Raw genomic sequence first — 21,177 nt, 5'->3', positions numbered from 1 at the left:
GGTCTGTGGGGCGGCATGCCCGTGCATCAACGATGAAGGCACTTTAAGGACCGTTGCGCGGCGGATAAACCGGCAACCTTGTCCAACACTGTTTGGTCACTCCAAACAATCTGCGACCGACGCGGAGCCCCGACCCGATGGATCGATTCGACGCAATGCAGGCGTTCGCCCGCGTGGTGGAAGCCGGCAGCTTCACCAAGGCAGCCGACACGCTGCACATGAGCCGCACCACCGTCACGCAACTGGTGCAGCAGCTCGAAGCGCGGCTGCGCGTGAAGCTGTTCAACCGCACGACGCGCAAGGTCGTCGTCACAGCGGACGGCGCCGCGTACTACGAGCGCGTCGTGCGGCTGCTGGCCGACATGGACGATGCCGAAACGAGCCTGTCCGCGGCGTCGGCGTCGCCGCGCGGGCGGCTGCGCGTGGACGTGCCGAGCCCGTTCGCGCGCCTGATCCTGATCCCCGCGCTGCCCGCGTTCCATGCGCGCTATCCGGACATCCAGCTCGACATGGGCGTGAGCGATCGCGTGGTCGACGTGATCGGCGAGAACGTCGATTGCGTCGTGCGCGGCGGCGAGCCGACCGACCGCTCGCTGGTCGCGCGCCACATCGGCGACCTGCGGCTCGGCGTGTACGCGTCACCCGCCTATCTCGCGCGCGCCGGCACGCCGTCGCATCCGGGCGAACTCGAAGACACGCATCACCGGGTGGTCGGCTTTCTGTGGGCGCGCACCGGCAAGGCGCTGCCGTTTGCGATGGCAGGCGACGGCGAACAGGTCCACGTGCGCGGGCGCTACGTGCTCGCGGTCGACGACGGCAATGCGTACCTCGAAGCCGGCCTCGCGGGGCTCGGCATCCTGTGGTTGCCCGACTACATGGCCGCCGCGTATCGCGCGAATGGCGAGCTGGTGCCGCTGTTCGATCAATGGCAACTCGAACCGATGCCGATGTATGTCGCATTCCCGCCGAACCGGCACGTCAGCGCGAAGTTGCGCGTGTTCGTCGACTGGGTCGCCGAGCTGATGGCGCAGCATGCGCCGGTCGTGAACCGGCGGCGCGGCGGCCGTGGTTTGCGCGACACGCGCGAGGCCGCGCCGACCTGATTCGCGAGCCAGCGAGCGCCCATAAAAAAACCCGCGCGGATTGCGCGGGTTTCGACAGACGGACGATCAGCCTGACTCAGGCCGTCAGCGCATCCAGCGCATCTTCGGTGAGCCACAGCGACTCCTGCAGATCCTGCTCGTTCAGGTTCAGCCCGTCACCACCGCGATCGACGACGATGAAGTCGCTGACGCCGCCGAGCGCGATCAGCGGGTGATGCCATACGCCCTTCGCGTAGTTGACGCCCTGCCAGCCGCTCGTCACGAATGCGCGGATCTTCGCCGGATCGAGATCGCCCGCGGGCGCGACGACGACGAGATACGGCTGGTCGTTCAGCGGCACGAACGCCTGGCTGCCGAGCGGATGCCGCTCCAGCATCTTCACTTCGAACGGCAGCGTGCGCGGCTGGCCGCGGAACAGGTTGACGAGCGTGCGGCCGCCTTCATCGGTCACGTCGACTTTCGCGAGATCGTGAAAGCGGATCGTCGTGCCGAGGTTGATCGGGATCTGCTTCGCCCCTTCCGTTTCGATCACGTCGCCGAACGGCGCAAACGCTTCCTTGGTCAGCGGTTCGATGGCAAGCGTCTTCATTTGTCGAGCGTCCCCCACAAACGCAGGCGCGACACGCCGCCGTCCGGAATGATGTTCAGTCGCACGTGCGTGACGGGGCCGAGCGATGCGATCTCCTGTTCGAAGTAGTGCTGCTTGTCCATCTGCAGCTTCTGTTCGCCGAGCAGCACCGGCCAGAACATCGACTGCGTGATCAGCGAGCTGTCGGTGCCGCCCGATACATAGGCGGCCTGGATCGAGCAGCGATCCGGATAGTTGCCCTTGAAGAACGCGGTATCGACTTCGATCTTGCGGATCACGCCCGGCTGCGCGAGCGCGATGATTGCCCAGTCGTTGCCCGGTTCGCGACGGCGGCGGGTTTCCCAGCCGTCGCCCATGTTCACGCCGCGGCCCGGCAGCAGCAGGTTCGACGCGACGCCGAAGTGCTGGTTGTTCGCCGCCACGACGTAACCGCCGTTTTCCATCGCCGCGAGGTCGAACTGCTCGGTCGCGCTCGCGCCGGCCCAGTCGAGCTGCGGCTGGCCGTACACGCGCAGGCGCGCGATGCCGCCGTCCGGGTAGATGTTCACGCGCAGGTGCGTGAACGCCCGCGTGTCGCTCGCTTCGACGTAGTGATGGCTGTTGCCCTGCAGCGTCGTCGACGGGACGATCTCGACCCACTCGGTCGCCTGCGTCGGCGCGCCGTCGGCCACGAACGCGGCCTCGATCGACGCGGCCGGCGGGAAGTTGCCGGTGAAGTGGCTCGTGTCGATGTCGAAGCCCTTGATCACGCCCGGGCGCGCGAGCTTGACGATGCACCAGTCGTAGCCGGTCGTGCGCTTGCGGCGCGTTTCCCAGCCGTCCATCCACTTGCCGTGGTCGTCGTACTTGCCGGGGATGAAGACGGCCGGCTCGGGGTTCAGCATCCGGTCCTTCGGCGCGAAGAAATCGTCGCTGGCCTCGAGCGCCTGCGCACCGAGACGCGGGTCGGCAAGATTCACGTAGCGCCGCGTGAAATCGGGTGCGTTCGGATCGAGAAGCGGAACAGCCATGATGTTTCCTTGTTTCAGTGAGACGATCGGGCCGCCGCGACGCGGCGGGCCGTATTGCGGTGTCAGGCGGCGGTGTCAGGCGTCGATCAGGTCGTCGAGGCGAAAGCGCGCGATCCGGTAGATCTGGTCGAGGCTCGCGCGCAGCTCCTCGTCGCGCGAATGATTCACGCGCGACTCGAAGTTCGCGATGATGCCGTGGCGGTCGTAGCCGCGCACCGCGAGAATGAACGGGAAGCCGAATTTCTCGCGATACGTGCGGTTCAGCGTCAGCAGCTTGTCGAATTCTTCCTGCGTGCACTGGTCGAGGCCTGCGCCGCTCTGCTCGCGGGTCGACTCGGCCGTCAGTTCGCCGCGCACGGCGGCCTTGCCGGCCAGCTCCGGGTGGGCGTTGATCAGCGCGAGCTGGCGCGCTTCGTCGCCGGTTTCCACCGCATCCGACATCGTCTTGTGCAGCGCGTCGATACTCGCGAACGGCCGTTGGCCCGCGGCGACCTCGGCCACCCACGGCGAATGTTCGAAAATCCCCGACAGCGCCGCGACGAATGCGCTCGGCGCCATCGTGTTCAGTTGTTCCAACGTGTAGCGCATCGCCTTCATGCTTTCCCTTCGTTTCGATGATTGGGCTGATACGGATGATGCTCACGCCAGTGACGCGCGATATCGACGCGGCGCGTCACCCATACGCGATCGTGCTGCTCGATGTGATCGAGGAACCGCTGCAGCCCGCGGAACCGGCCCGGCCGGCCGAGCAGCCGGCAGTGCATGCCGATCGACAGCATCTTCGGCGCCTCGTCGCCCTCCGCGTACAGCACGTCGAATGCATCGCGCAGGTAGTCGAAGAAGTGATCGCCGGTGTTGAAGCCCTGCGGCGTCGCGAAACGCATGTCGTTCGTGTCGAGCGTGTACGGCACGATCAGTTGCGGCGACGTGCGGCCGCCCGACACTTCGACGTCCATCCAAAACGGCAGGTCGTCGCCGTAGTTGTCGGAGTCGTACAGGAAGCCGCCGTATTCGGCGACCAGGCGGTGCGTGTTGGGGCTGTCGCGGCCGGTGTACCAGCCGAGCGGACGCTCGCCCGTCACGCGCTCGATCGCTTCCATCCCGAGGCGCATGTGCTCGGCTTCGAGTTCCGGCGTCATGCTCTGGTAATGGATCCAGCGCCAGCCGTGGCACGCGATTTCATGGCCGAGCTCGACGAAGGCACGCGCGAGCTCCGGATGGCGCTCGATCGCCATGCCGACGCCGAATACCGTCAGCGGCATCCCGCGCTTCTCGAATTCGCGCAGGATGCGCCACACGCCGGCCCGCGACCCGTATTCGTAGATCGACTCCATGCTCATGTGGCGGTCCGGATACGCGGCCGCGCCGACGATTTCGGACAGGAACTGCTCGGAGCCCGGATCGCCGTGCAGCACGCAGTTCTCGCCGCCCTCCTCGTAGTTCAGCACGAATTGCACGGCAACGCGGGCGCGCCCCGGCCAGTTCGCCTGAACGGGATGGCGGCCGTAGCCGATCAGGTCGCGAGGATAGTTGGGATCGAGTGGCATGGTTCGAAGTGCAACGAAAGCCGGCTCAACGAGCGGGCTGAAGTAATGGGTTCGCATCGACCGTGCGGTGCCGGAGGTCGGCCGCACGAGCCGATGCGATGACGGCCCAGTGTAGCGAAAACGTTCATACGCGCCCATACAGCGGCGCAGATAGTGCGTGTCAGACGGTGTGTATGTGCGGTTGCGGCAAATTCGGGCCCGGTTCCGCCGCATCCCCGTCCGGCGGGCTGAAGCGGGCGAACGCGCCGTCGTAGCGCTTCGGCAGCGGCCGCGCGTAGTCGCCGCGCTTCGCGGTCGCGAGGCGCAGCGCGACGAGCGCCTCGGCCCACTTGACGGCCGCCGTGACGCCCTCGACCACCGGCGCGCCGATCTGCTGCTCGATCTCGTGCGCGAATTCGGCCATCCCCGCGCAGCCGAGCACGATCGCGTCGGCGCCGTCCTCGTCGAGCGCGCGCCGGCATTCGTCGACGATGATCCGGCGCGCGGCCGAACCGGGCCGGTCGAGTTCGAGCACCGCGACGTCGGTCGCGCGCACGTTGCGGCAGAACCGCTTCATCCCGTAGCGCTCCGCGAGGTGCCACGCCATCCCGCAGGTGCGCGCGAGCGTCGTGACGACCGAGAAGCCCGGCGCGAGCACGCTCGCCGCATGCATCGCGGCCTCGGCGATGCCGATCACCGGCCCGCGCGCAAGCTCGCGCGCCGCATACAGGCCCGGATCGCCGAAGCACGCGATCACGTACGCGTCGCAGCCGTCGCGCTCGCCCCGCGCGACCTCGGCGAGCAGCCCCGGCGTCGCGAGCGCCTCGTCGTAATACCCTTCGATCGACGGCGGCCCCATCGGCGGGCTCACGGCCACGATCTCCGTGCCGGCGGCCGCGACCTCGCGCGCGCAGCGGCCCATCGCGTCGGTCATCCGCTGCGTCGTATTCGGATTGATCAGTCGGATCTTCATCGCATGCTCCTCACGCCTTCGCGCTCACGAGCAGCCGGTAGAACACGAAGCCGAGCCCCGCGCCGATGAACCACGAGAAATTCGCGACGCCCTGCCAGCCCGGCACCATCACGCAGACGACCGCGATCACCGCGGCCGGCAGCAGCGCGGCCAGCGCGCGGCGGTTCACGCCGCCCGTATACCAGTAGGTGCCGCTTTCCGACATCGTGTACAGGTCGTCGCGCACGAGGCGGCCGCGCTTGACGAAGTAGAAGTCGGCGATCAGCACGCCGTACAGCGGGCCGATGAACGCGCCGAGCACGTCCAGCGTGTAGTGGATCACGGCCGGATTGTTGAACAGGTTCCACGGCGTGATGAAGATCGACGCGACGGCGGCAAGCATCCCGCCCGCGCGCCAGCTGATCAGGCGCGGTGCGACGTTCGAGAAATCGAACGCGGGCGACACGAAGTTCGCGACGATGTTGATGCCGATCGTCGCGATCGTGAACGTCAGCGCGCCGAGAATCACCGCGGTCGGATGGTCGATGCGGCCGACGGTCGCGACCGGGTCGGTGATCAGCTCGCCGAACACCGGCAGCGTCGCGGCGGTGGTGATCACCGTGACGAGCGAGAACGCGAGGAAGTTGACCGGCAGCCCCCAGAAATTGCCGCGCTTCACGTCGCCGAACGAGCGGCAGTAGCGCGAGAAGTCGCCGAAATTCAGCATCGGCCCGGAGAAGTACGACACGACGAGCGACACGGCGGTGATCATCACCGGGATCACTTCCGCGCCGTGATACTTGACGCCGCCGAGGTTGATGCCGATGTTGCGCCAGCCCGCGCGCCACACCATGTAGCCGGCGAGGATGAACATCACGACGTAGACGGCCGGGCCCGCGAAGTCGATGAACTTCTTGATCGTCTCCATCCCGTTCCAGAACACCAACGCCTGCAGCACCCACAGCAGCATGAAGCCAGCCCAGCCGACCGCCGACAGCCCGAGGAAGCCGTAGCGATGGACGTCCGCATACGGTAGCCATTGCGGAAAGAATTTCAGCACGACGATCACGAGCGCGCTCGACGCGAGATAGGTCTGGATGCCGTACCACGCGATCGCGATCAGCCCGCGGATCACGGCCGGCACGTTCGCGCCGAGCACGCCGAACGTCGCGCGGCACGCGACCGGATACGGCACGCCGATCTGCTGGCTCGGCCGCGCGATCAGGTTGCACAGCCCGTTCACGAGGCCGATGCCGACGATCAGCGCGATCAGCACCTGCCAGCTCGTCAGCCCGAGCGCGAACAGGCTGCCCGCGAACACGTAGCCGCCGACGCTGTGCACGTCCGACATCCAGAACGCGAAGATGTTGTACGCACCCCATGTCTGATTTTTAAGGGGTGCCAAATCTTCGTTGTACAGACGTTCGCTGTAACCATCCGGCAATGCCGGACCACCGCCCTCGCCGCCTTCTTCCGCCGGATAGGCGCTGTCGTGCGCCACACTGAACTGAGCCATGACTTCTCCTTGACGCGGCCGGGTGGCCGCTCACCGTCATCGATATCGCTCCGGATCGTCGCCCGGAGTCGGACCAGCGGCCCGCGGCAAACACCGCAGGCCTGCATTACGCTCGTCGTGTGGCGCGCGGCCGGGTTCGCGTCGCCGCTCAGGCGCCGCCGAACACTTCGCGCAAGTCGACCTGCCCTTGCGCGGGCCGGTCCAGCATCTTCAGTTCGACATGCTGCAGGTGGCGCGCCATCAGCGTCACCGCCTGCTTCGGATCGCCCGCCTCCAGTGCGGCGAGGATCTCGTCGTGGTCGTCGCACGAGCACGGGCTGCGCCCGTGCGATTCGTACAGCGCCGACATCAGCGTCGAGCGTGCGACGAGCCCTTCGAGGCACTCGCTGAGCGTCGCATTGCCCATCAGCGTCGCGAGCGCCGTATGGAATTCCCCCGACAGCCGGATCCACGCCGCGAAGTCGTGCCGCTCGAACGCCTTGCGTTCCTTATCGATCAGCGCCGCGACGCCCTTCAGCCGCTTGGCGCCGGGGCCGGTCGCGAGCCGTTCGACCACGGCAAGCTCGATGATCCGGCGCATCTCGAACACTTCGTGCACGTCCTGCAGCGTCGGGCTCGCGACGAACGCGCCGCGGTTCGGCTCGAGCTCGACCAGCTTGTCGGTCGCGAGCTGCGCGAGCGCCTGGCGGATCGTGCCGCGCTTCACGCCGAACACGTCGCAGAGCTGCGCCTCCGTCAGCTTCGCGCCGGGCGCGAGCCGATGCTCGAGGATCGCGGTGCGGATCCGCTCGGCGATCGCTTCGGGACCGGCTGCACCGGACGGATGGGAATCGGGCTCGTTCATGATCTGCATCGTGTGATGGTCCTCATCCTAGGATGGACATAAAGATTGTCAACAATTCTTTTGCGGAATGCCGCACAACCGGCGTGCGATGGCGTGTCCCCATTCGGTGCAGCGCGCACGAAATCCATGCACGACAAGCCTGACAAGCAAGACTGAGGCCGTTCTCGTCGTATACCCTCCCGGCTATTTTGTTGACAAAAATGGTGCAAAACCAGACGAAGATCGTGTGGGCGTTGACGAAAAATATGGACCGTTAGTTGCGCATTCACATAAAGAAAAAGGCGGGGAAACCCGCCTTTCGATCGATCGCGCCGGCATCAGCCGAGATGCGGATAGTCCGACAGCGTCAGCCGGAACCCATGCGCATTCGCGACCAGTTGCGCCTGTGCACCGAACGGCAGCGTCAGCAGGTCGGGCACATGGCCGAACTGGAGCCCCGTGACGACCGGAATCCCGACCACCGCGCGCACCTGGTCGATCATCGCCTGCATGTCGTAGCCGTTGTCGTACTCGAACGGCCGCGCGCCGGTGAACTGGCCGAGCACGAGCGCCTGCTGGCGCGCGAGCAGCCCCGACAGGTGCAGTTGATAGATCATCCGCTCGATCCGGAACGGCTGCTCGTTGACGTCTTCGATGAACAGGATGCCGCCCTCGATGTCGGGCATGTACGGCGTACCGACCAGCGACGTGAGGATCGCGAGGTTACCGCCCCACAGCGTGCCCGTCACGTTCACCGTCTGCACCTGCGGTGCGTCGGCGACGATCGTCGTGCTCGGCTGCGTCAGCGTCTGCCAGAAATGCTGCATCGTGAAGTCGCTCGGCGTTTCCGCGCCGAAATCCGCCGACAGCATCGGGCCGCCGAACGTCTTGATGCGCGCCTTCGCGTACAGCGCCAGCTGGATCGCCGTGAAGTCGCTGTGACCGACGAGCGCGACCGGCTGGTCGCGCAGCCGGCGTTCGAGCCCGCGATAGTCGAGCCCGTGCAGGATGCGCGCGGCGCCGTAGCCGCCGCGCACTGCGAGCCCGATGTCCGGCAACGGCCGCTCGGGATCGGCCAGGCGGTTCAGGTCGCCCGCCCGCTCGCCGTCGGTGCCGCCGAAACGCTGGAAGCGCCGCTGCGTCGCCTCGATGTTCTCGATGCGCTGCTGCGCGGTGCTGAGGCGCTCGAGCGCGCGGTTAATCGCATCGGGGTCGTGCGGATAGCCGGACGGCGCCAGCAGGCGGATGGTGTAGGACGCGGCGGGCTGGAAGGACATGGCGAAAGGTGTCGGGGTCGTCAAACCTGCTTAGAGGGTCCGAACCGTGTCCGGTTCACGAAAACCGTGCACGCCCGGAACGCCGGGCGCGGCGGGAGCGCCTATGACGCGCCGGATTCGGCGTCGCGGGCGAGCCGCGCTTCGCGCAACGCGCGACGGCGCTCGGCGAAGAACGACTTCAGCGCGGCGCCGCATTCGTCGGCGAGCACGCCGCCGGTCACTTCGGTGTGGTGGTTGAGCTGCGGATTCGCGAATGCATCGATCACGCTGCCGCACGCGCCCGTCTTCGGGTCCGCGGCGCCATAGACGACCCGCGCGATACGCGCATGCATGATCGCGCCTGCGCACATCAGGCACGGCTCGAGCGTCACGTACAGCTCGCAGCCGGGCATCCGGTAATTCTGCAGTTGCTGCGCGGCCATGCGCAGCGCGGCCATTTCGGCATGCGCGGACGGGTCGTGCCCGCCGATCGGATGGTTGAAGCCGCGGGCGATCACTTCGTCGCCGCGCACGAGCACCGCGCCGACCGGCACTTCGCCGGCCGCGCGCGCCTCTTCGGCGGCGGCCTGCGCAAGACGCATGAAATGCAGGTCGCGCGCCGATACGGGCGCGGTGTCGTGAACGGGAGAATCGGCGGCGGGGTCAGCGGCCGGGGCGGCTGCCGAGCGGGCTGCGTCGTGCAGCGCGTCGGACGTCACATCGTCCCCGCTTCGGCGGGCGCGTCGTCGAGCCCGCGTTCGCACAGGCGTTCAGCGATGCGCCGGCAGTAGTCGCGCGGCATCACCATCGGGCCGCCGCGCAGCGATTCGAGCGCCATGTCGAGCGCGAGGATCTTCGCCTGCAGCCGGCAGCGCGCGGCACGGTCGCTGACCGCCTGCACTTCGTCGTGCAGGTTGCGCAGCGCGCGCAGTTGCTCGACGGCCGGCGGCACGAAGCCCGCGTTCTTCAGGATACGGTTGGCCACCCGCACCTCCTCGGGCACGAGCAGGTCGTCATCCAGCGCCTGCGGCGCGCCGGTACCCGGCAAATCGTCGAACTCTCCCCGCGCGGCGGCGGCGGCAATACGTTGTTCGACCAGGGCGTCAAGCAGTCTCATCAGTCAATCGGAACAATGCGGCAGGCCGAATTCTAGCAGGGTGACGCCGGTATGACAGGCCCTTCGAATACATGCTCGATATTGCATTTTTAGGGGCCGAATCGCTGCGCATGCGCGCCGATCGCCGTCACTTGCCGCTCTGCTGCGCCGCAGCAGGCTGAGCGCCGTTTGGACGCTTCCGGACGGAGGCGATGTCCGGACCCAATTTTTTTATCCACGACGATGCGGCGACCCTGCCGATCCAGCGAAAAGGCGACGCGCCCCGCCTCCGTTCCCCCATTACGCAGCCATCGTTTCCGATCGCGCTTTCGCGAACGGGCGGAACATCGTCGCGATCAGGAACGCGCCGATCCCGATCGCGAACGAGCCGAGGTACAGCCAGCCGTAGCTGCCGAATGCATCGACGATCAGGCCCCCGGCGACCGGGCCCGCGGCCATCCCGAGGCTGCCGGCCATCGCGCAGCCGCCGATCACGGTGCCCATCATCCGCAGCGGGAAATTCTCGCGCGCGAGCACCGAATACAGCGGCATCACGCCCGCATAGATGAAGCCGAACAGCGTCGCGACCGCGTAGAAGCCGTCGAGCGTGCGCACGAAGTAGTAGCCGAGCGCGCCGAGCGCCTGCGCGAGCAGCCCAGCGACCAGCATGCGCTTCGCGCCGAGGCGATCGCCGAGGATCCCGAACGCGATCCGGCCGCCCATGCCCGCGAGCCCTTCGACGCTGTAGATCGACACCGCGACGATCAGCGGAATCCCGCAGGTCACCGCGTAGCTGACCGTATGGAAGATCGGGCCCGAATGCGTCGCGCAGCAGAAGAAGTTGGTCAGCAGCAGCACCATGAACTGCGGCGAGCGCAGCGCATCCGCGACCGACATCGCGGCGGGAGCGCCGGCGGACGCAGGCGCAGGCGTCGCGTGCGCGGGTGCAGCGTCGAGCGCGGGCGCCCGGCGCACCAGCAGCGACACCGGAATCATCACGACGGCCGCCAGCGCGGCAATCAGCAGCATCGACGTGCGCCAGTCGCGCACCGACACGAGCCATGCGGCCAGCGGCGCCATCGTCATCGGCGCCATCCCCATGCCGGCCGACACGAGCGATACCGCGAGGCTGCGGTGCGTGTCGAACCAGCCGGTCACGCACGCCATCATCGGCGCGAATATCGCGGCCGTCGCGCTGCCGACGGCCAGGCCGAAGGTCAACTGGAACATGAGCAGCGACGGCGCGCGGCTCGCCAGCGCCAGGCTCGCCGACAGCAGCACGGCGCCCGCGATGACGACCGGCCGCGTGCCGACGCGGTCCGACAGGCTGCCCCACGCCATGCTCGCAAACGCCATCGCGATGAAGCCGAGCGTCATCGCGGCGGAAATGCCGGTCATCGACCAGCCCGTATCGTGCGCGATGGCCCGCAGGAACACCGGTAACGAAAACATCGCGCCGATCGCGACGCAGCCCATCAGGCCGCCCGCGGCGACGATCACCCAGCGGTATCGGGAATCCGGCATGTGGCGTGTCATGTGGCCTCTCCTCGCTCGTTGCGCCATTCGCGGCAACCGGGTGCCGGCCGCATGGGCGGCGCATTGCCCGGTCGATATCGATACGACGGGCGACCCATCGGGAAATCGACATGCGTGGCGCATGGGTCGCGGATTTTTTATCGTCGGCGATTCCGCGCGGCTCGCAAGGGACGGATCACCCGGTCGCCTCACCGCCTGCCACCCCGCTTTTCCGCAACGGGAAATTCGAAATCAGAAATCGTTGGTTGGGGCGCGCACTCACGCTGGCTACACTCGCCCCATCTTGTCATAACAAGTTGACCGATGACCCCGTCCAACGTCGTGCCGCTGTCCGCGGCCCCGCTCTACGTGCAGATCAAGGACACGCTGCGCGCGCGCATTCTCGACGGCACCTACGCGCCGCACAGCCGGATGCCTTCCGAGCACGAGCTCTGCGCGATGTTCGACGTCAGCCGCATCACGGTGCGCCAGGCGCTCGGCGACCTGCAGAAGGAAGGTCTGCTGTTCAAGCTGCACGGCAAGGGCACATTCGTGTCGAAGCCGAAGGCGTTCCAGAACGTGACGTCGCTGCAAGGGTTCGCCGAGGCGATGTCGTCGATGGGCTACGAGATCGTCAACCAGTTGCGCAGCCTGCGCACCGTGAAGGCCGATCGCCATCTCGCGACGAAGCTGAACGTGCCCGAAGGCGCGCCGCTCGTCGAGATCCATCGCGTGCGGCTGCTGAACCGCGAACCGGTGTCGCTCGAACAGACCTGGGTGCCCGAAGCGCTCGGCAAGCGCCTCGCCGGCGCCGATCTCGCGACCCGCGACATCTTCCTGATCCTGGAGAACGACTGCGGCATCCCGCTCGGCCATGCCGACGTGTCGATCGACGCGATCCGCGCCGCCGACGAAATCGTCGACGCGCTGCACGTCGAGGAAAGCAGCCCCGTGCTGCGCATCGAGCGCCTCACGCACGACGCGTCGGGTGCGCCGATCGACTACGAATATCTCTACTTCCGCGGCGACGCCTTCCAGTACCGGTTGCGCGTCGACCGGCAGAAGGCGCGCAAACCTGCAAGGAACCCGCGATGAATACCCATGTGCACGAATACGACATCGTCGTGGTCGGCGGCGGCACGGCCGGCCCGATGGCGGCCATCAAGGCGAAGGAGCGCGATCCGTCGCTGCGCGTGCTGCTGCTCGAGAAGGCCAACGTGAAACGCAGCGGCGCGATCTCGATGGGAATGGACGGCCTGAACAACGCGGTGATTCCCGGTCATGCGACACCCGAGCAGTACACGCGCGAGATCACGATCGCCAACGACGGGATCGTCGACCAGGAAGCTGTGTACGCGTATGCGACGCACAGCTTCGCGACGATCGAGCAGCTCGATCGCTGGGGCGTGAAGTTCGAGAAGGACGGCACCGGCGATTACGCGGTGAAGAAGGTCCATCACATGGGCTCGTACGTGCTGCCGATGCCGGAAGGACACGACATCAAGAAGGTGCTGTACCGGCAACTGAAGCGCGCACGCATCGCGATCACGAACCGGATCGTCGCGACGCGCGTACTGACCGACGCGCAGGGCCGCGCGAGCGGCGTGCTCGGCTTCGACTGCCGCACCGCCGACTTCCACGTGATCCGCGCGAAGGCCGTGATCCTCTGCTGCGGCGCGGCCGGCCGCCTCGGGCTGCCGGCATCGGGCTACCTGATGGGCACGTACGAGAACCCGACCAACGCGGGCGACGGCTACGCGATGGCCTATCACGCGGGCGCCGCGCTCGCGAACCTCGAATGCTTCCAGATCAATCCGCTGATCAAGGACTACAACGGCCCGGCCTGCGCATACGTGACGGGCCCGCTCGGCGGCTTCACCGCGAACGGCAAGGGCGAACGCTTCATCGAATGCGACTACTGGAGCGGCCAGATGATGTGGGAGTTCTACCAGGAACTGCAGAGCGGCAACGGCCCCGTGTTCCTGAAGCTCGACCATCTCGCGGAAGAAACGATCCGGACCATCGAGCAGATCCTGCATACGAACGAACGGCCGAGCCGCGGCCGCTTCCATGCGGGGCGCGGCACCGACTACCGCAGCCAGATGGTCGAGATGCACATCTCCGAGATCGGCTTCTGCAGCGGGCACAGCGCATCGGGCGTGTACGTGAACGCACGCGCGGAGACAACCGTGCCGGGGCTGTACGCAGCCGGCGACATGGCGGCCGTCCCGCACAACTACATGCTCGGCGCATTCACGTACGGCTGGTTCGCCGGGCAAAACGCGGCCGACTACGTGGCCGGCCGCGACCACGCGCTGGTGGACGACCAGCAGGTCGACGCCGAGCGCACGCGCGTGCTCGCGCCGCTGCTGCGCGAGCGCGGCCTCGCGCCGGCGCAGGTCGAGTACAAGCTGCGCCGCATGGTGAACGACTACCTGCAACCGCCGAAGGTGACGCGCAAGATGGAAATCGGGCTGCAACGTTTTGACGGAATTACTGAGGATATCGAAGAAATAAAGGCCGATAACCCGCACGAACTGATGCGCGCGGCCGAAGTGCGCGCGATCCGCGACTGCGCGGAAATGGCCGCGCGCGCGTCGCTGTTCCGCACCGAGAGCCGCTGGGGGCTGTACCACCATCGCGTCGATTTTCCGCATCGCAACGACGCCGAATGGTTCTGCCACACGTGGCTGCGCAAGGATGCCGCGGGCGCGATGCGCAGCGAGAAGCGGCCGGTCGAACCGTACGTCGTGCCGCTTGCCGACGACGAACGCGGCGCCTACGCGCAGTTGCGCATCCGCGAACCGGCCACGCTCGCGGCCGCCCTTTGAGGAACCTTGCCATGTCCCATACCCCGCACGACATCTTCCAGCGCAGCAGCGCGCCCGTGACGATCGACGAGTCGCTGTGCATCGCCGACAAGGGCTGCACCGTGTGCGTCGACGTGTGCCCGCTCGACCTGCTCGCGATCGACGTCACCAAGGGCAAGGCCTATATGCAGTTCGACGAATGCTGGTACTGCATGCCGTGCGAACGCGACTGCCCGACCGGGGCGGTCAAGGTCGAGATCCCGTACCTGCTGCGCTGACCCGGCGCGCCACCCGTGCACCGCTCCCCCGCTACCGGACTCACGCTGTTTCCGTGGAAGCGCGTGATCGACAACGTCGCGTTCGGCCTGAAGATGATGAAGACGCTGCTGCTCGACATCTGGTCGCGCATCGGCACGACCGTGCTGTTCGTCACGCACGATATCGACGAAGCGCTGTTTCTCGGCGACCGCATCCTGATGCTGTCGCCGCGGCCCGCGCGCATCGTCGCCGACATCCGCGTGCCGCTCGCGCGGCCCCGCACCGACGACAGCACGATCGAGCCCGCGTTCGTCGACATCAAGCGCCGCTGTCTCGCGCTGTTGCGCGACGCCGCCTGAGCGCGCGTACCTGCCCATTCACCGCACCGACTTTTTTCCATGACCGCTTCTTCCTCCGCGTTCCCGCTGCCCGGCGTGCCGGCCGCCGATCATGCCGCGCTCGTCGCGCGCCTCGCCGCAGCCGATGCATCGGTGCGCCGCATCGCGTTGCTCGAACTCGCCGATCTCGAAGCGCCCGAACTTGTGCCGTCGTTCGTCGCGGCGCTGCGCGACGACCCGTCGGCCGACGTGCGCAGCGAGGCCGCGCGCGTGCTCGACGCATGGGAGCAGCCCGATGTCGTCGACGCGCTGTGCCACGCGCTGCTCGATCCGGACGATGGCGTGCGCGCGACTGCCGCGCAGAGCCTGTCCGAACTGAAGGATGCGGCATCGGGCGCCGTGCTGTGCCGTTGGGCCGACCGGCCTGAGCCGTTCGTACGCGGCGCCGTGCTGCGCGGCTTGCGCGAGTTGCGCGACCCCGACGCGTTCACACCCGCGCTGCGCGCACTCGATGCGAGCGCCGCTGCCGTACGCGCGGAGGCGGTCGTCGTCCTCGGCTGGCTCAAGGACGGCCGCGCGCTGCCGCCGCTCGCGCGCGTCGCGACCACGGACGCCGATGCCGACGTGCGGCGCGCCGCGGTCGGTGCAATTGGATTTGCATCTGCCGGCGATACGGCCGTCGTCACCGCGTTGCTCGCGGCGCTGCGTGACGCCGAATGGCAGGTTCGCGAGGAAGCAGCGGCCACGCTCGGCAAGCTGCGCGTCACCGTTGCGCACGACCCGCTCGTCGACGCGCTCGACGACGATTACTGGCAAGTGCGCGTGCGCGCCGTCCGCGCGCTCGGCCAATTGCGCGATGCGGCCGCGGCACCGGCCGTCGTCGCGCTGCTCTCGCATGCGATCAGCAATCTGCGCAAGGAAGCCGCGCTTGCGCTCGGTGAATTGCGCGATCGCGCGACGCTACCCGCGCTGCACGATGCGCTCGACGATCGCGACCCCGAAGTGCGCAAGGCCGTACGGATCGCGATCCAGCAAATCGATGAGGCGTCGCGATGATCGCGCCGACCGAAATCGCACTCGATCACCCGGCACGCGTACTGACGCTGCACTGGCCAGACGGCGCGACGCAACGCATCGACTATGCGCGGTTGCGCTGCGATTGCCCGTGTGCGGAATGCCGAAAGATTCGGCTCGACGGCGGCCACATCGACGTGCGGCCGGCCCTGAAGCTCGACGGCGTGGAAGCGCTCGGCTACGGGGTGCGCTTCCTGTTCGGCGACGGCCATGCACGCGGCATTTATCCGTGGCCGTACCTGGCGGACCTCGTGTAGCGGCGACGACGCGGCTTCCGCGGTCGCGCGGGCCAGATGCCAGATGGCAGGCGTGCGAAAACGCTGCGATACTGACGCCCACGATCGTCGCCACCTACCGTTGGAGCCGCACCATGCAAACCGCAGTCGGATTCGTCGGCCTCGGCGTGATGGGCACGCCGATGGCGCTCAATCTCGCGCGGGCCGGCACGCCGCTCGTCGTGTGGAGCCGTTCGCACGGCAGCGACGACGCGCTGCGCGACGCCGGCGCACGCGTGGCCGAGGACATCGACGACGTATTCGTGTCCTGCCGCACCGTGATCCTGATGCTCGCGAACGACGCGGCGATCGATGCCGCCCTCGCGCGCAGCACGCCCGCTTTTGCCGCCCGCGTCGGCGGACACACGATCGTCAACATGGGCACGAATGCGCCCGACTACTCGCGCGCGCTCGCCGATGACATCGCCGCCGCGTCCGGCCGCTACGTCGAGGCGCCCGTATCGGGCTCGCGCAAGCCGGCCGAAGCCGGTCAGCTCGTCGTGATGCTGGCCGGCGCGCCGGACGACGTCGATGCCGTCCGCGCGCTCGTGAAGCCGCTGTGCCGCGACAGCTTCGTGTGCGGCGACGTGCCGTCGGCGCTGACGATGAAGCTCGCCGTCAACCTGTTCCTGATCACGATGGTCACCGGTCTCGCCGAAGCCACGCACTTCGCGCAACGTCACGGTATCGACCTCGCGCGCTTCGCCGACGTGCTGAATGCCGGCCCGATGGCGAGCGACGTGTCGCGCGTGAAGCTCGGCAAGCTCATCGCGGCAGATTTCTCGGTGCAGGCCGCGATCACCGACGTGCTGAAGAACGCGCGCCTCGTCGCCGAATCCGCGCGCGGCATCGGCATCGCGTCGCCGCTGCTCGACATCTGCCACGCGCTTTACGCCGAAACCGAGCAGGCCGGACATGGCGCGGCCGACATGGCCGCCGTGATTCGTGCGATCGAACAGCGTACCGGGGACGCACGATGAGCCGCGTGTACGCCCACGTATTCGTTCCCACCGGCGGGTAGGCACAACCATGTCCGCACCCGGCCACGCTGCACCGTTGCGCCCCGTTCCCGCCATGATCGGCATCGTGCTGCGCGAGCGCGACGCGCTGCTCGTGCGACGCGCGAATCCGCCCGATGCAGGCTGCTGGGGCTTCCCCGGCGGCAAGATCGAGCCGGGCGAACCGCTCGCGGATGCGGTCGTGCGCGGGATCGCGGAAGAAACGACGGTCGACGTGGAGGCGCTCGACGCCTTTACCGCGCTGGACGCGTTCGATTACGATGCGCACGGCGCCGTGCGCCAGCATTTCGTCATGGTCGCGGTGCTGTGCAGATGGTTGCGCAGCATGCCGGCCGCCGGCGACGACGCGCTCGACGCGCGCTGGTTCGGCATCGACGAGGCTCGACCGCGACGATTTACCGATGAGCGCGGGCGGGCGCGACGTCGCGCGACGGGCGATCGAGCGGACGGCGGCGCTGGGCAACGCGCGTCCGCCAAGCGCCTGACACTTCGCTGTTGCTTGCGCATCACCGCGATGCGTTCGCTCCGTCACGGAGCCGGCTACCTGCCGAGCGCCGGATCACCACACATCAAACCATGATCAGAATTCGACAATCCACCGAGGCCGACGCCACACGCGTACTGGATATCTGGCGCAATGCCGTCGATGCCACGCATCACTTCCTGAGCGACGACGATCGTCGTTCGATCGAATCCGAAGTCGTCGCGTTTCTGCCGGGCGCACCGCTCGATCTGGCCGTCGACGAGAGCGATCGTCCGATCGGCTTCATGCTGCTCGACGGCAGCCACATGGAAGCGCTGTTCGTCGATCCCGCCCACCATGGTGCGGGAGTCGGGCGGCGGCTGGTCGAGGAAGCGCTCAAGCGCCATCCCGACCTGTCGACCGACGTCAACGAACAGAACCAGGCGGCGGCGGGATTCTATGAACGACTCGGATTCGAGCGCTGCGGGCGATCGGCGCGGGATGGACAAGGTCGGCCTTATCCGCTGATTCATCTTTGTTATCGGCAGGGCGATCGGGACTGAGCCGGAGTTCGGGCGAGAACGGGACACTGCATCGGCCCGCTCCGGATGCGCTGAAAACGACACCACACTGCGGCATCACAATCATCCCGAGGGGCTGCCGGTCGTCAGCGGCCAGCGCCCCAACACGTCGTAGTGCGACTTGCCGAGCCAGCTATCGACCAGGACGAAGTCGAACACGGTCCAGGTAATCGGCTCGATCCGATACTCATCGGGCCTCTGTGCGCCATACAGCAGCGTCACGTGCGGGGTGAAACTCGCGGGAAGAATGCTCAGCCCCGCCTCTTGTTTGAGCGCACGTCGCAACTGCCGTCGAAAGTCGATCAAGTCTTCCAGACCGGCCCGCCCCATCAGCACCAGCGGCTGATGACCGGGCCGCCCGTTGAAGCTGATGATCTTGTCGAACCTCACGGAGAAAGACGGCACATCCACGCGGTCCGCGACCGCACGGGCCAGCGCAAGCGTAGCGTCCGGCACGTAAGCGAAGTCGCCTAGAGAGCCCAGCGTGATGTGCAGACGCTCGGTGCCCACCAGGCTGTCCGTCTCCAGCCGCATGCTTTTGGCCATGCCGGCAATGCGCCCCGCCGCGGCCGGATCCGGCATCACGGCGAAAAAGAAGCGGTGCAGAGGGACCGGCGGCGGCGCATCGAATCCGGGTAGCGTCAGTTGAGTCACGGCAGCATGTCCGACAGGCCTGGAGCGAGATTTTCATTATCGTCAATCGGAAGCCGACCCGCTCGCCGCGCGATGAACCCGCCGTTCGCGCGCCCGAAGATGCTACCCTCTCGGCCAAACTCGACACCCTCTGATGACGCACCCGAATTCAACCATGCAAACCGTCGCGGTACTGGACTTCGAAACCACCGGGCTGTCGCCGAATCTGGGCGACCGCGCGACCGAAATTGCCGTCATCCTGCTGCGCGACGGGCAAGTCGTCGACCGTTTCCAGAGCTTGATGAATGCAGGCAGACGCATCCCGTCCGATGTCGTTGCGCTCACCGGCATCACGAACGACATGATCGCATCGGCGCCCCCGGCGTCGAAAGTCATGAAGGAAGCGGCGGCGTTCGTCGGCAAGCATGCGGTCGTGGCCCACAACGCCGGTTTCGACAAGCGCTTCTGGCAGTCGGAGCTCGGGCTGCTCGACATGTCGGCCGACCATGCGTTTGCGTGCACGATGCTGGTGGCGAGGCGCATCTACCCGGATGCCCGGAGTCACCGCCTGTCGAGCCTGGCCGAGATGCTGCGGTTGCCGCAATCGGGCCGCGCGCACCGGGCAATGGTCGATGCCGAGATGGCCGGCCATCTGTGGTGCCGTTTGCAGCAGGACATTTCGCGGACTTACGGGCTGGATCGCATCGATCATGCGCTGATGTCACGTGTCCAGGCAACGACCAAGGCTAAGGTGCCGACGTACTTGCGTTCGCTCGTGCGCCCGCACGCGTGAGCGGCGACGGCACGGGAACCGCTCCAGATGATGCGGGGGGATGTTCGCAGCGCGCTTGCCGCTGGCGGCCGCCATGCCGGCAAGGTAGCCTGGGCTGCCGATATCGATACAAGCCGGATCCTGCCTGGCGCCGCGGGGGCCAGCGCCTGCATGCGGCGCGCTGCCGCTGGATAGGTACGGTGCCTGCCCGGTAGCGTCAAGCGCGCTGCTTCAGCAGCCCTGCCAGAAGCGTCAGCGCTTCTGTCAGATCGTCGAACGACGAGCCGCCGAGGCAAAGTCGAATCCCGCTCGCCCCATCTTCCGGATTCACCATCATGGATTCCGGAGGGGTCAACTTGATACGCATCGCCGCAGCAACGGATGCGAAATGATTGGCAGCGTCACGCTCCATCGGCAGCCACGCGTTGTAGGCGCCAGGATGCGAGACCAGTTCGCTCGCGCCGAGGAGAGCGACGGCCAGATTGGATCGACGCCGCGCCTCATGGTGCAGATCCCGCTGGATCGAAGAGATGACGTCGGTGGCCAACCATTCCTCGACCACCGCGCAAGCAAGCGGCGACGGAGCCATGGGCAGGTCCCGCAATGTGTCTTCCGCTACGTCGTCGAGCCCGGCCGGCAGCGCGAGCACGCCGATCTGCAAACCGGGGCCGAGAGATTTGGACAGTCCGTTCACATGAAAGGCGATCTCGGGTGCCAACGCCGCAAGCGGGGGCAAAGCCGGCTCTGCCGACGCATAGACGCCGTCCTCGATGATCCACGCGCCCGCCCGGCGGCAAATATCCGCGATGGCCTGCCTTCGTTCCATGCCCATCGTCGCGGTGGTCGGGTTGTGCAGCGTCGGCGTGAGATAGACCGCCTTGTTGCCGGTCGATGCGGTGCCGTCGAGTGCGTCCGCCAATGCCCCCGGCACCATCCCTTGCGCGTCGGTCGCGACGCCTTGCATCCGATATCCGTTGCGCCGAGCCAGCGCGATCGCGCCGGGATAGGTGATCCGCTCGGTCAGAAGCAGCCCTTGCGAGCCGCAGGCAAGCTCGAAGGCCAATGACAGCGCCTGGCGGGCGCCGCTCGTCAGCACCAGATGCGACGGCTCCACCATCAGGCCCTGCGTTTCGAGCCAGCGGGCCAGCACACGTCGGTGCTCCATATGTCCAGCGGGCGGGGCATAGAGATTGAGATGGTCCGCATCGATCTTGCGTGCGATCCCCGTCAATGTTCGCGCCAGCAGGCGAGCGCTGAGCATGGCCGGCGGCACATTGGACGAAAGGTCGATCTGACGATCATGGTGCGCCTGGCGGATCGCCACGAAGGTTCCCCGGCCCTTGATGCTGCGCGTCAGGCCTCGCCGTTCAAGCGCGGCATAGGCTTTCGTCACCGTGCCAAGGCCGATCCCCAGTTTCAACGCGAGATCGCGATGAGCGGGCAGACGGTCGCCTCCCGTCAGCCGCCCCTCGATGATGTCGTCGGCCAGGGCGAGGACCAGCCGCTCGGCCGTATTCGCCTCGATGTCGGCAAGCCGTGGCGACCAGGGGGATTGCAGGAGCATGTTC

22 protein-coding genes and 2 pseudogenes are annotated in these 21,177 nt (G+C 67.2%); 11 read left to right on the top strand and 13 right to left on the bottom strand.

The annotated features are described in order from the left end of the window. Window positions 1–137 precede the first annotated feature (137 nt). Window positions 138–1,103, top strand: coding sequence for a LysR family transcriptional regulator (locus HWX03_RS09010; RefSeq protein ID WP_175871017.1), 966 nt, complete (start codon window positions 138–140; stop codon window positions 1,101–1,103). 76 nt (window positions 1,104–1,179) lie between these two features. Here HWX03_RS09010 and HWX03_RS09005 read toward each other — a convergent pair whose 3' ends face one another. The 11 genes from HWX03_RS09005 to HWX03_RS08955 form a co-directional block, all read right to left on the bottom strand. Further along, entirely contained in the window at window positions 1,180–1,692 is a 513-nt protein-coding gene (locus tag HWX03_RS09005; protein ID WP_175871016.1) for an ureidoglycolate lyase, read from the bottom strand. After that, window positions 1,689–2,702 (bottom strand): allantoicase, encoded by a 1,014-nt coding sequence (gene alc / locus HWX03_RS09000; RefSeq protein ID WP_175871015.1) that lies wholly within the window; start codon window positions 2,700–2,702, stop codon window positions 1,689–1,691. Before alc ends, HWX03_RS09005 begins: the two co-directional genes overlap by 4 nt. 75 nt (window positions 2,703–2,777) lie before the next feature. Further along, entirely contained in the window at window positions 2,778–3,299 is a 522-nt protein-coding gene (gene uraD / locus HWX03_RS08995; RefSeq protein ID WP_175871014.1) for a 2-oxo-4-hydroxy-4-carboxy-5-ureidoimidazoline decarboxylase, read from the bottom strand. Beyond that, the gene (gene puuE / locus HWX03_RS08990) at window positions 3,296–4,249 is read right to left on the bottom strand and encodes an allantoinase PuuE (RefSeq protein ID WP_124677763.1); all 954 of its coding nucleotides are present in this window, start codon (window positions 4,247–4,249) and stop codon (window positions 3,296–3,298) included. The genes uraD and puuE overlap by 4 nt, the downstream gene beginning before the upstream one ends. Before the next feature lie 160 nt (window positions 4,250–4,409). Next, the gene (locus tag HWX03_RS08985; protein WP_174431447.1) at window positions 4,410–5,201 is read right to left on the bottom strand and encodes an aspartate/glutamate racemase family protein; all 792 of its coding nucleotides are present in this window, start codon (window positions 5,199–5,201) and stop codon (window positions 4,410–4,412) included. Window positions 5,202–5,211: 10 nt separating this feature from the next. Then, window positions 5,212–6,696 (bottom strand): NCS1 family nucleobase:cation symporter-1, encoded by a 1,485-nt coding sequence (locus tag HWX03_RS08980; RefSeq protein WP_175871013.1) that lies wholly within the window; start codon window positions 6,694–6,696, stop codon window positions 5,212–5,214. Window positions 6,697–6,844: 148 nt separating this feature from the next. Next, window positions 6,845–7,549: a GntR family transcriptional regulator gene (locus HWX03_RS08975; protein ID WP_174389323.1), complete on the bottom strand. Its 705-nt coding sequence runs from the start codon at window positions 7,547–7,549 to the stop codon at window positions 6,845–6,847. Between the two features lie 308 nt (window positions 7,550–7,857). Next, on the bottom strand, window positions 7,858–8,796 hold the full coding sequence (ldcA, locus tag HWX03_RS08970; RefSeq protein ID WP_175871012.1) for a muramoyltetrapeptide carboxypeptidase: 939 nt from the start codon (window positions 8,794–8,796) through the stop codon (window positions 7,858–7,860). 101 nt (window positions 8,797–8,897) lie between these two features. Beyond that, window positions 8,898–9,494 carry a tRNA adenosine(34) deaminase TadA gene (gene tadA, locus HWX03_RS08965; protein ID WP_175819618.1) on the bottom strand — a complete coding sequence of 199 codons (597 nt, stop codon included), beginning with the start codon at window positions 9,492–9,494 and terminating at the stop codon, window positions 8,898–8,900. Then, window positions 9,491–9,892: a DnaJ family domain-containing protein gene (locus tag HWX03_RS08960; protein WP_027784729.1), complete on the bottom strand. Its 402-nt coding sequence runs from the start codon at window positions 9,890–9,892 to the stop codon at window positions 9,491–9,493. The genes tadA and HWX03_RS08960 overlap by 4 nt, the downstream gene beginning before the upstream one ends. 279 nt (window positions 9,893–10,171) lie before the next feature. Beyond that, complete coding sequence (locus tag HWX03_RS08955) at window positions 10,172–11,407, bottom strand: MFS transporter (RefSeq protein WP_244132608.1); 1,236 nt, start codon at window positions 11,405–11,407, stop codon at window positions 10,172–10,174. Between the two features lie 303 nt (window positions 11,408–11,710). Between HWX03_RS08955 and HWX03_RS08950 the strand changes: the two genes are divergently transcribed. The 9 genes and pseudogenes from HWX03_RS08950 (at window position 11,711) to HWX03_RS08910 (ending at window position 18,186) form a co-directional block, all read left to right on the top strand. Then, window positions 11,711–12,481 (top strand): GntR family transcriptional regulator, encoded by a 771-nt coding sequence (locus tag HWX03_RS08950; RefSeq protein ID WP_175871011.1) that lies wholly within the window; start codon window positions 11,711–11,713, stop codon window positions 12,479–12,481. After that, a complete protein-coding gene (locus HWX03_RS08945) occupies window positions 12,478–14,217 on the top strand; it encodes a fumarate reductase/succinate dehydrogenase flavoprotein subunit (protein ID WP_175871010.1) in 1,740 nt (579 codons plus the stop codon). Before HWX03_RS08950 ends, HWX03_RS08945 begins: the two co-directional genes overlap by 4 nt. A gap of 11 nt (window positions 14,218–14,228) precedes the next feature. Beyond that, window positions 14,229–14,474 (top strand): ferredoxin family protein, encoded by a 246-nt coding sequence (locus HWX03_RS08940; protein ID WP_175871009.1) that lies wholly within the window; start codon window positions 14,229–14,231, stop codon window positions 14,472–14,474. Between the two features lie 42 nt (window positions 14,475–14,516). After that, window positions 14,517–14,813, top strand: a pseudogene (locus HWX03_RS08935) (hypothetical protein); the annotation flags it as partial. Between the two features lie 39 nt (window positions 14,814–14,852). Then, window positions 14,853–15,848 carry a HEAT repeat domain-containing protein gene (locus HWX03_RS08930; RefSeq protein WP_175871008.1) on the top strand — a complete coding sequence of 332 codons (996 nt, stop codon included), beginning with the start codon at window positions 14,853–14,855 and terminating at the stop codon, window positions 15,846–15,848. Continuing rightward, the gene (locus HWX03_RS08925) at window positions 15,845–16,123 is read left to right on the top strand and encodes a gamma-butyrobetaine hydroxylase-like domain-containing protein (protein ID WP_175871007.1); all 279 of its coding nucleotides are present in this window, start codon (window positions 15,845–15,847) and stop codon (window positions 16,121–16,123) included. The genes HWX03_RS08930 and HWX03_RS08925 overlap by 4 nt, the downstream gene beginning before the upstream one ends. A gap of 113 nt (window positions 16,124–16,236) precedes the next feature. After that, window positions 16,237–17,121 carry an NAD(P)-dependent oxidoreductase gene (locus tag HWX03_RS08920; RefSeq protein WP_175871006.1) on the top strand — a complete coding sequence of 295 codons (885 nt, stop codon included), beginning with the start codon at window positions 16,237–16,239 and terminating at the stop codon, window positions 17,119–17,121. Between the two features lie 49 nt (window positions 17,122–17,170). After that, window positions 17,171–17,645 (top strand): annotated as a pseudogene (locus HWX03_RS08915) (NUDIX hydrolase). 91 nt (window positions 17,646–17,736) lie between these two features. Then, on the top strand, window positions 17,737–18,186 hold the full coding sequence (locus HWX03_RS08910) for an acetyltransferase (RefSeq protein ID WP_175819614.1): 450 nt from the start codon (window positions 17,737–17,739) through the stop codon (window positions 18,184–18,186). Between the two features lie 81 nt (window positions 18,187–18,267). On the opposite strand, the gene HWX03_RS08905 is transcribed toward HWX03_RS08910, so the two are convergent. After that, the gene (locus HWX03_RS08905; RefSeq protein WP_175871005.1) at window positions 18,268–18,858 is read right to left on the bottom strand and encodes a 2'-5' RNA ligase family protein; all 591 of its coding nucleotides are present in this window, start codon (window positions 18,856–18,858) and stop codon (window positions 18,268–18,270) included. Window positions 18,859–19,012: 154 nt separating this feature from the next. Between HWX03_RS08905 and HWX03_RS08900 the strand changes: the two genes are divergently transcribed. After that, window positions 19,013–19,630, top strand: a complete 618-nt coding sequence (locus HWX03_RS08900; protein WP_175871004.1) for a 3'-5' exonuclease — start codon at window positions 19,013–19,015, stop codon at window positions 19,628–19,630. A gap of 196 nt (window positions 19,631–19,826) precedes the next feature. On the opposite strand, the gene HWX03_RS08895 is transcribed toward HWX03_RS08900, so the two are convergent. After that, window positions 19,827–21,173, bottom strand: coding sequence for a PLP-dependent aminotransferase family protein (locus HWX03_RS08895; RefSeq protein WP_175871003.1), 1,347 nt, complete (start codon window positions 21,171–21,173; stop codon window positions 19,827–19,829). Window positions 21,174–21,177: the final 4 nt, after the last annotated feature.

Source organism: Burkholderia sp. BCC0397 (genome assembly GCF_902832865.1).
GTDB lineage: Bacteria > Pseudomonadota > Gammaproteobacteria > Burkholderiales > Burkholderiaceae > Burkholderia.
This window is presented reverse-complemented; position numbering and strand designations above follow the sequence as displayed.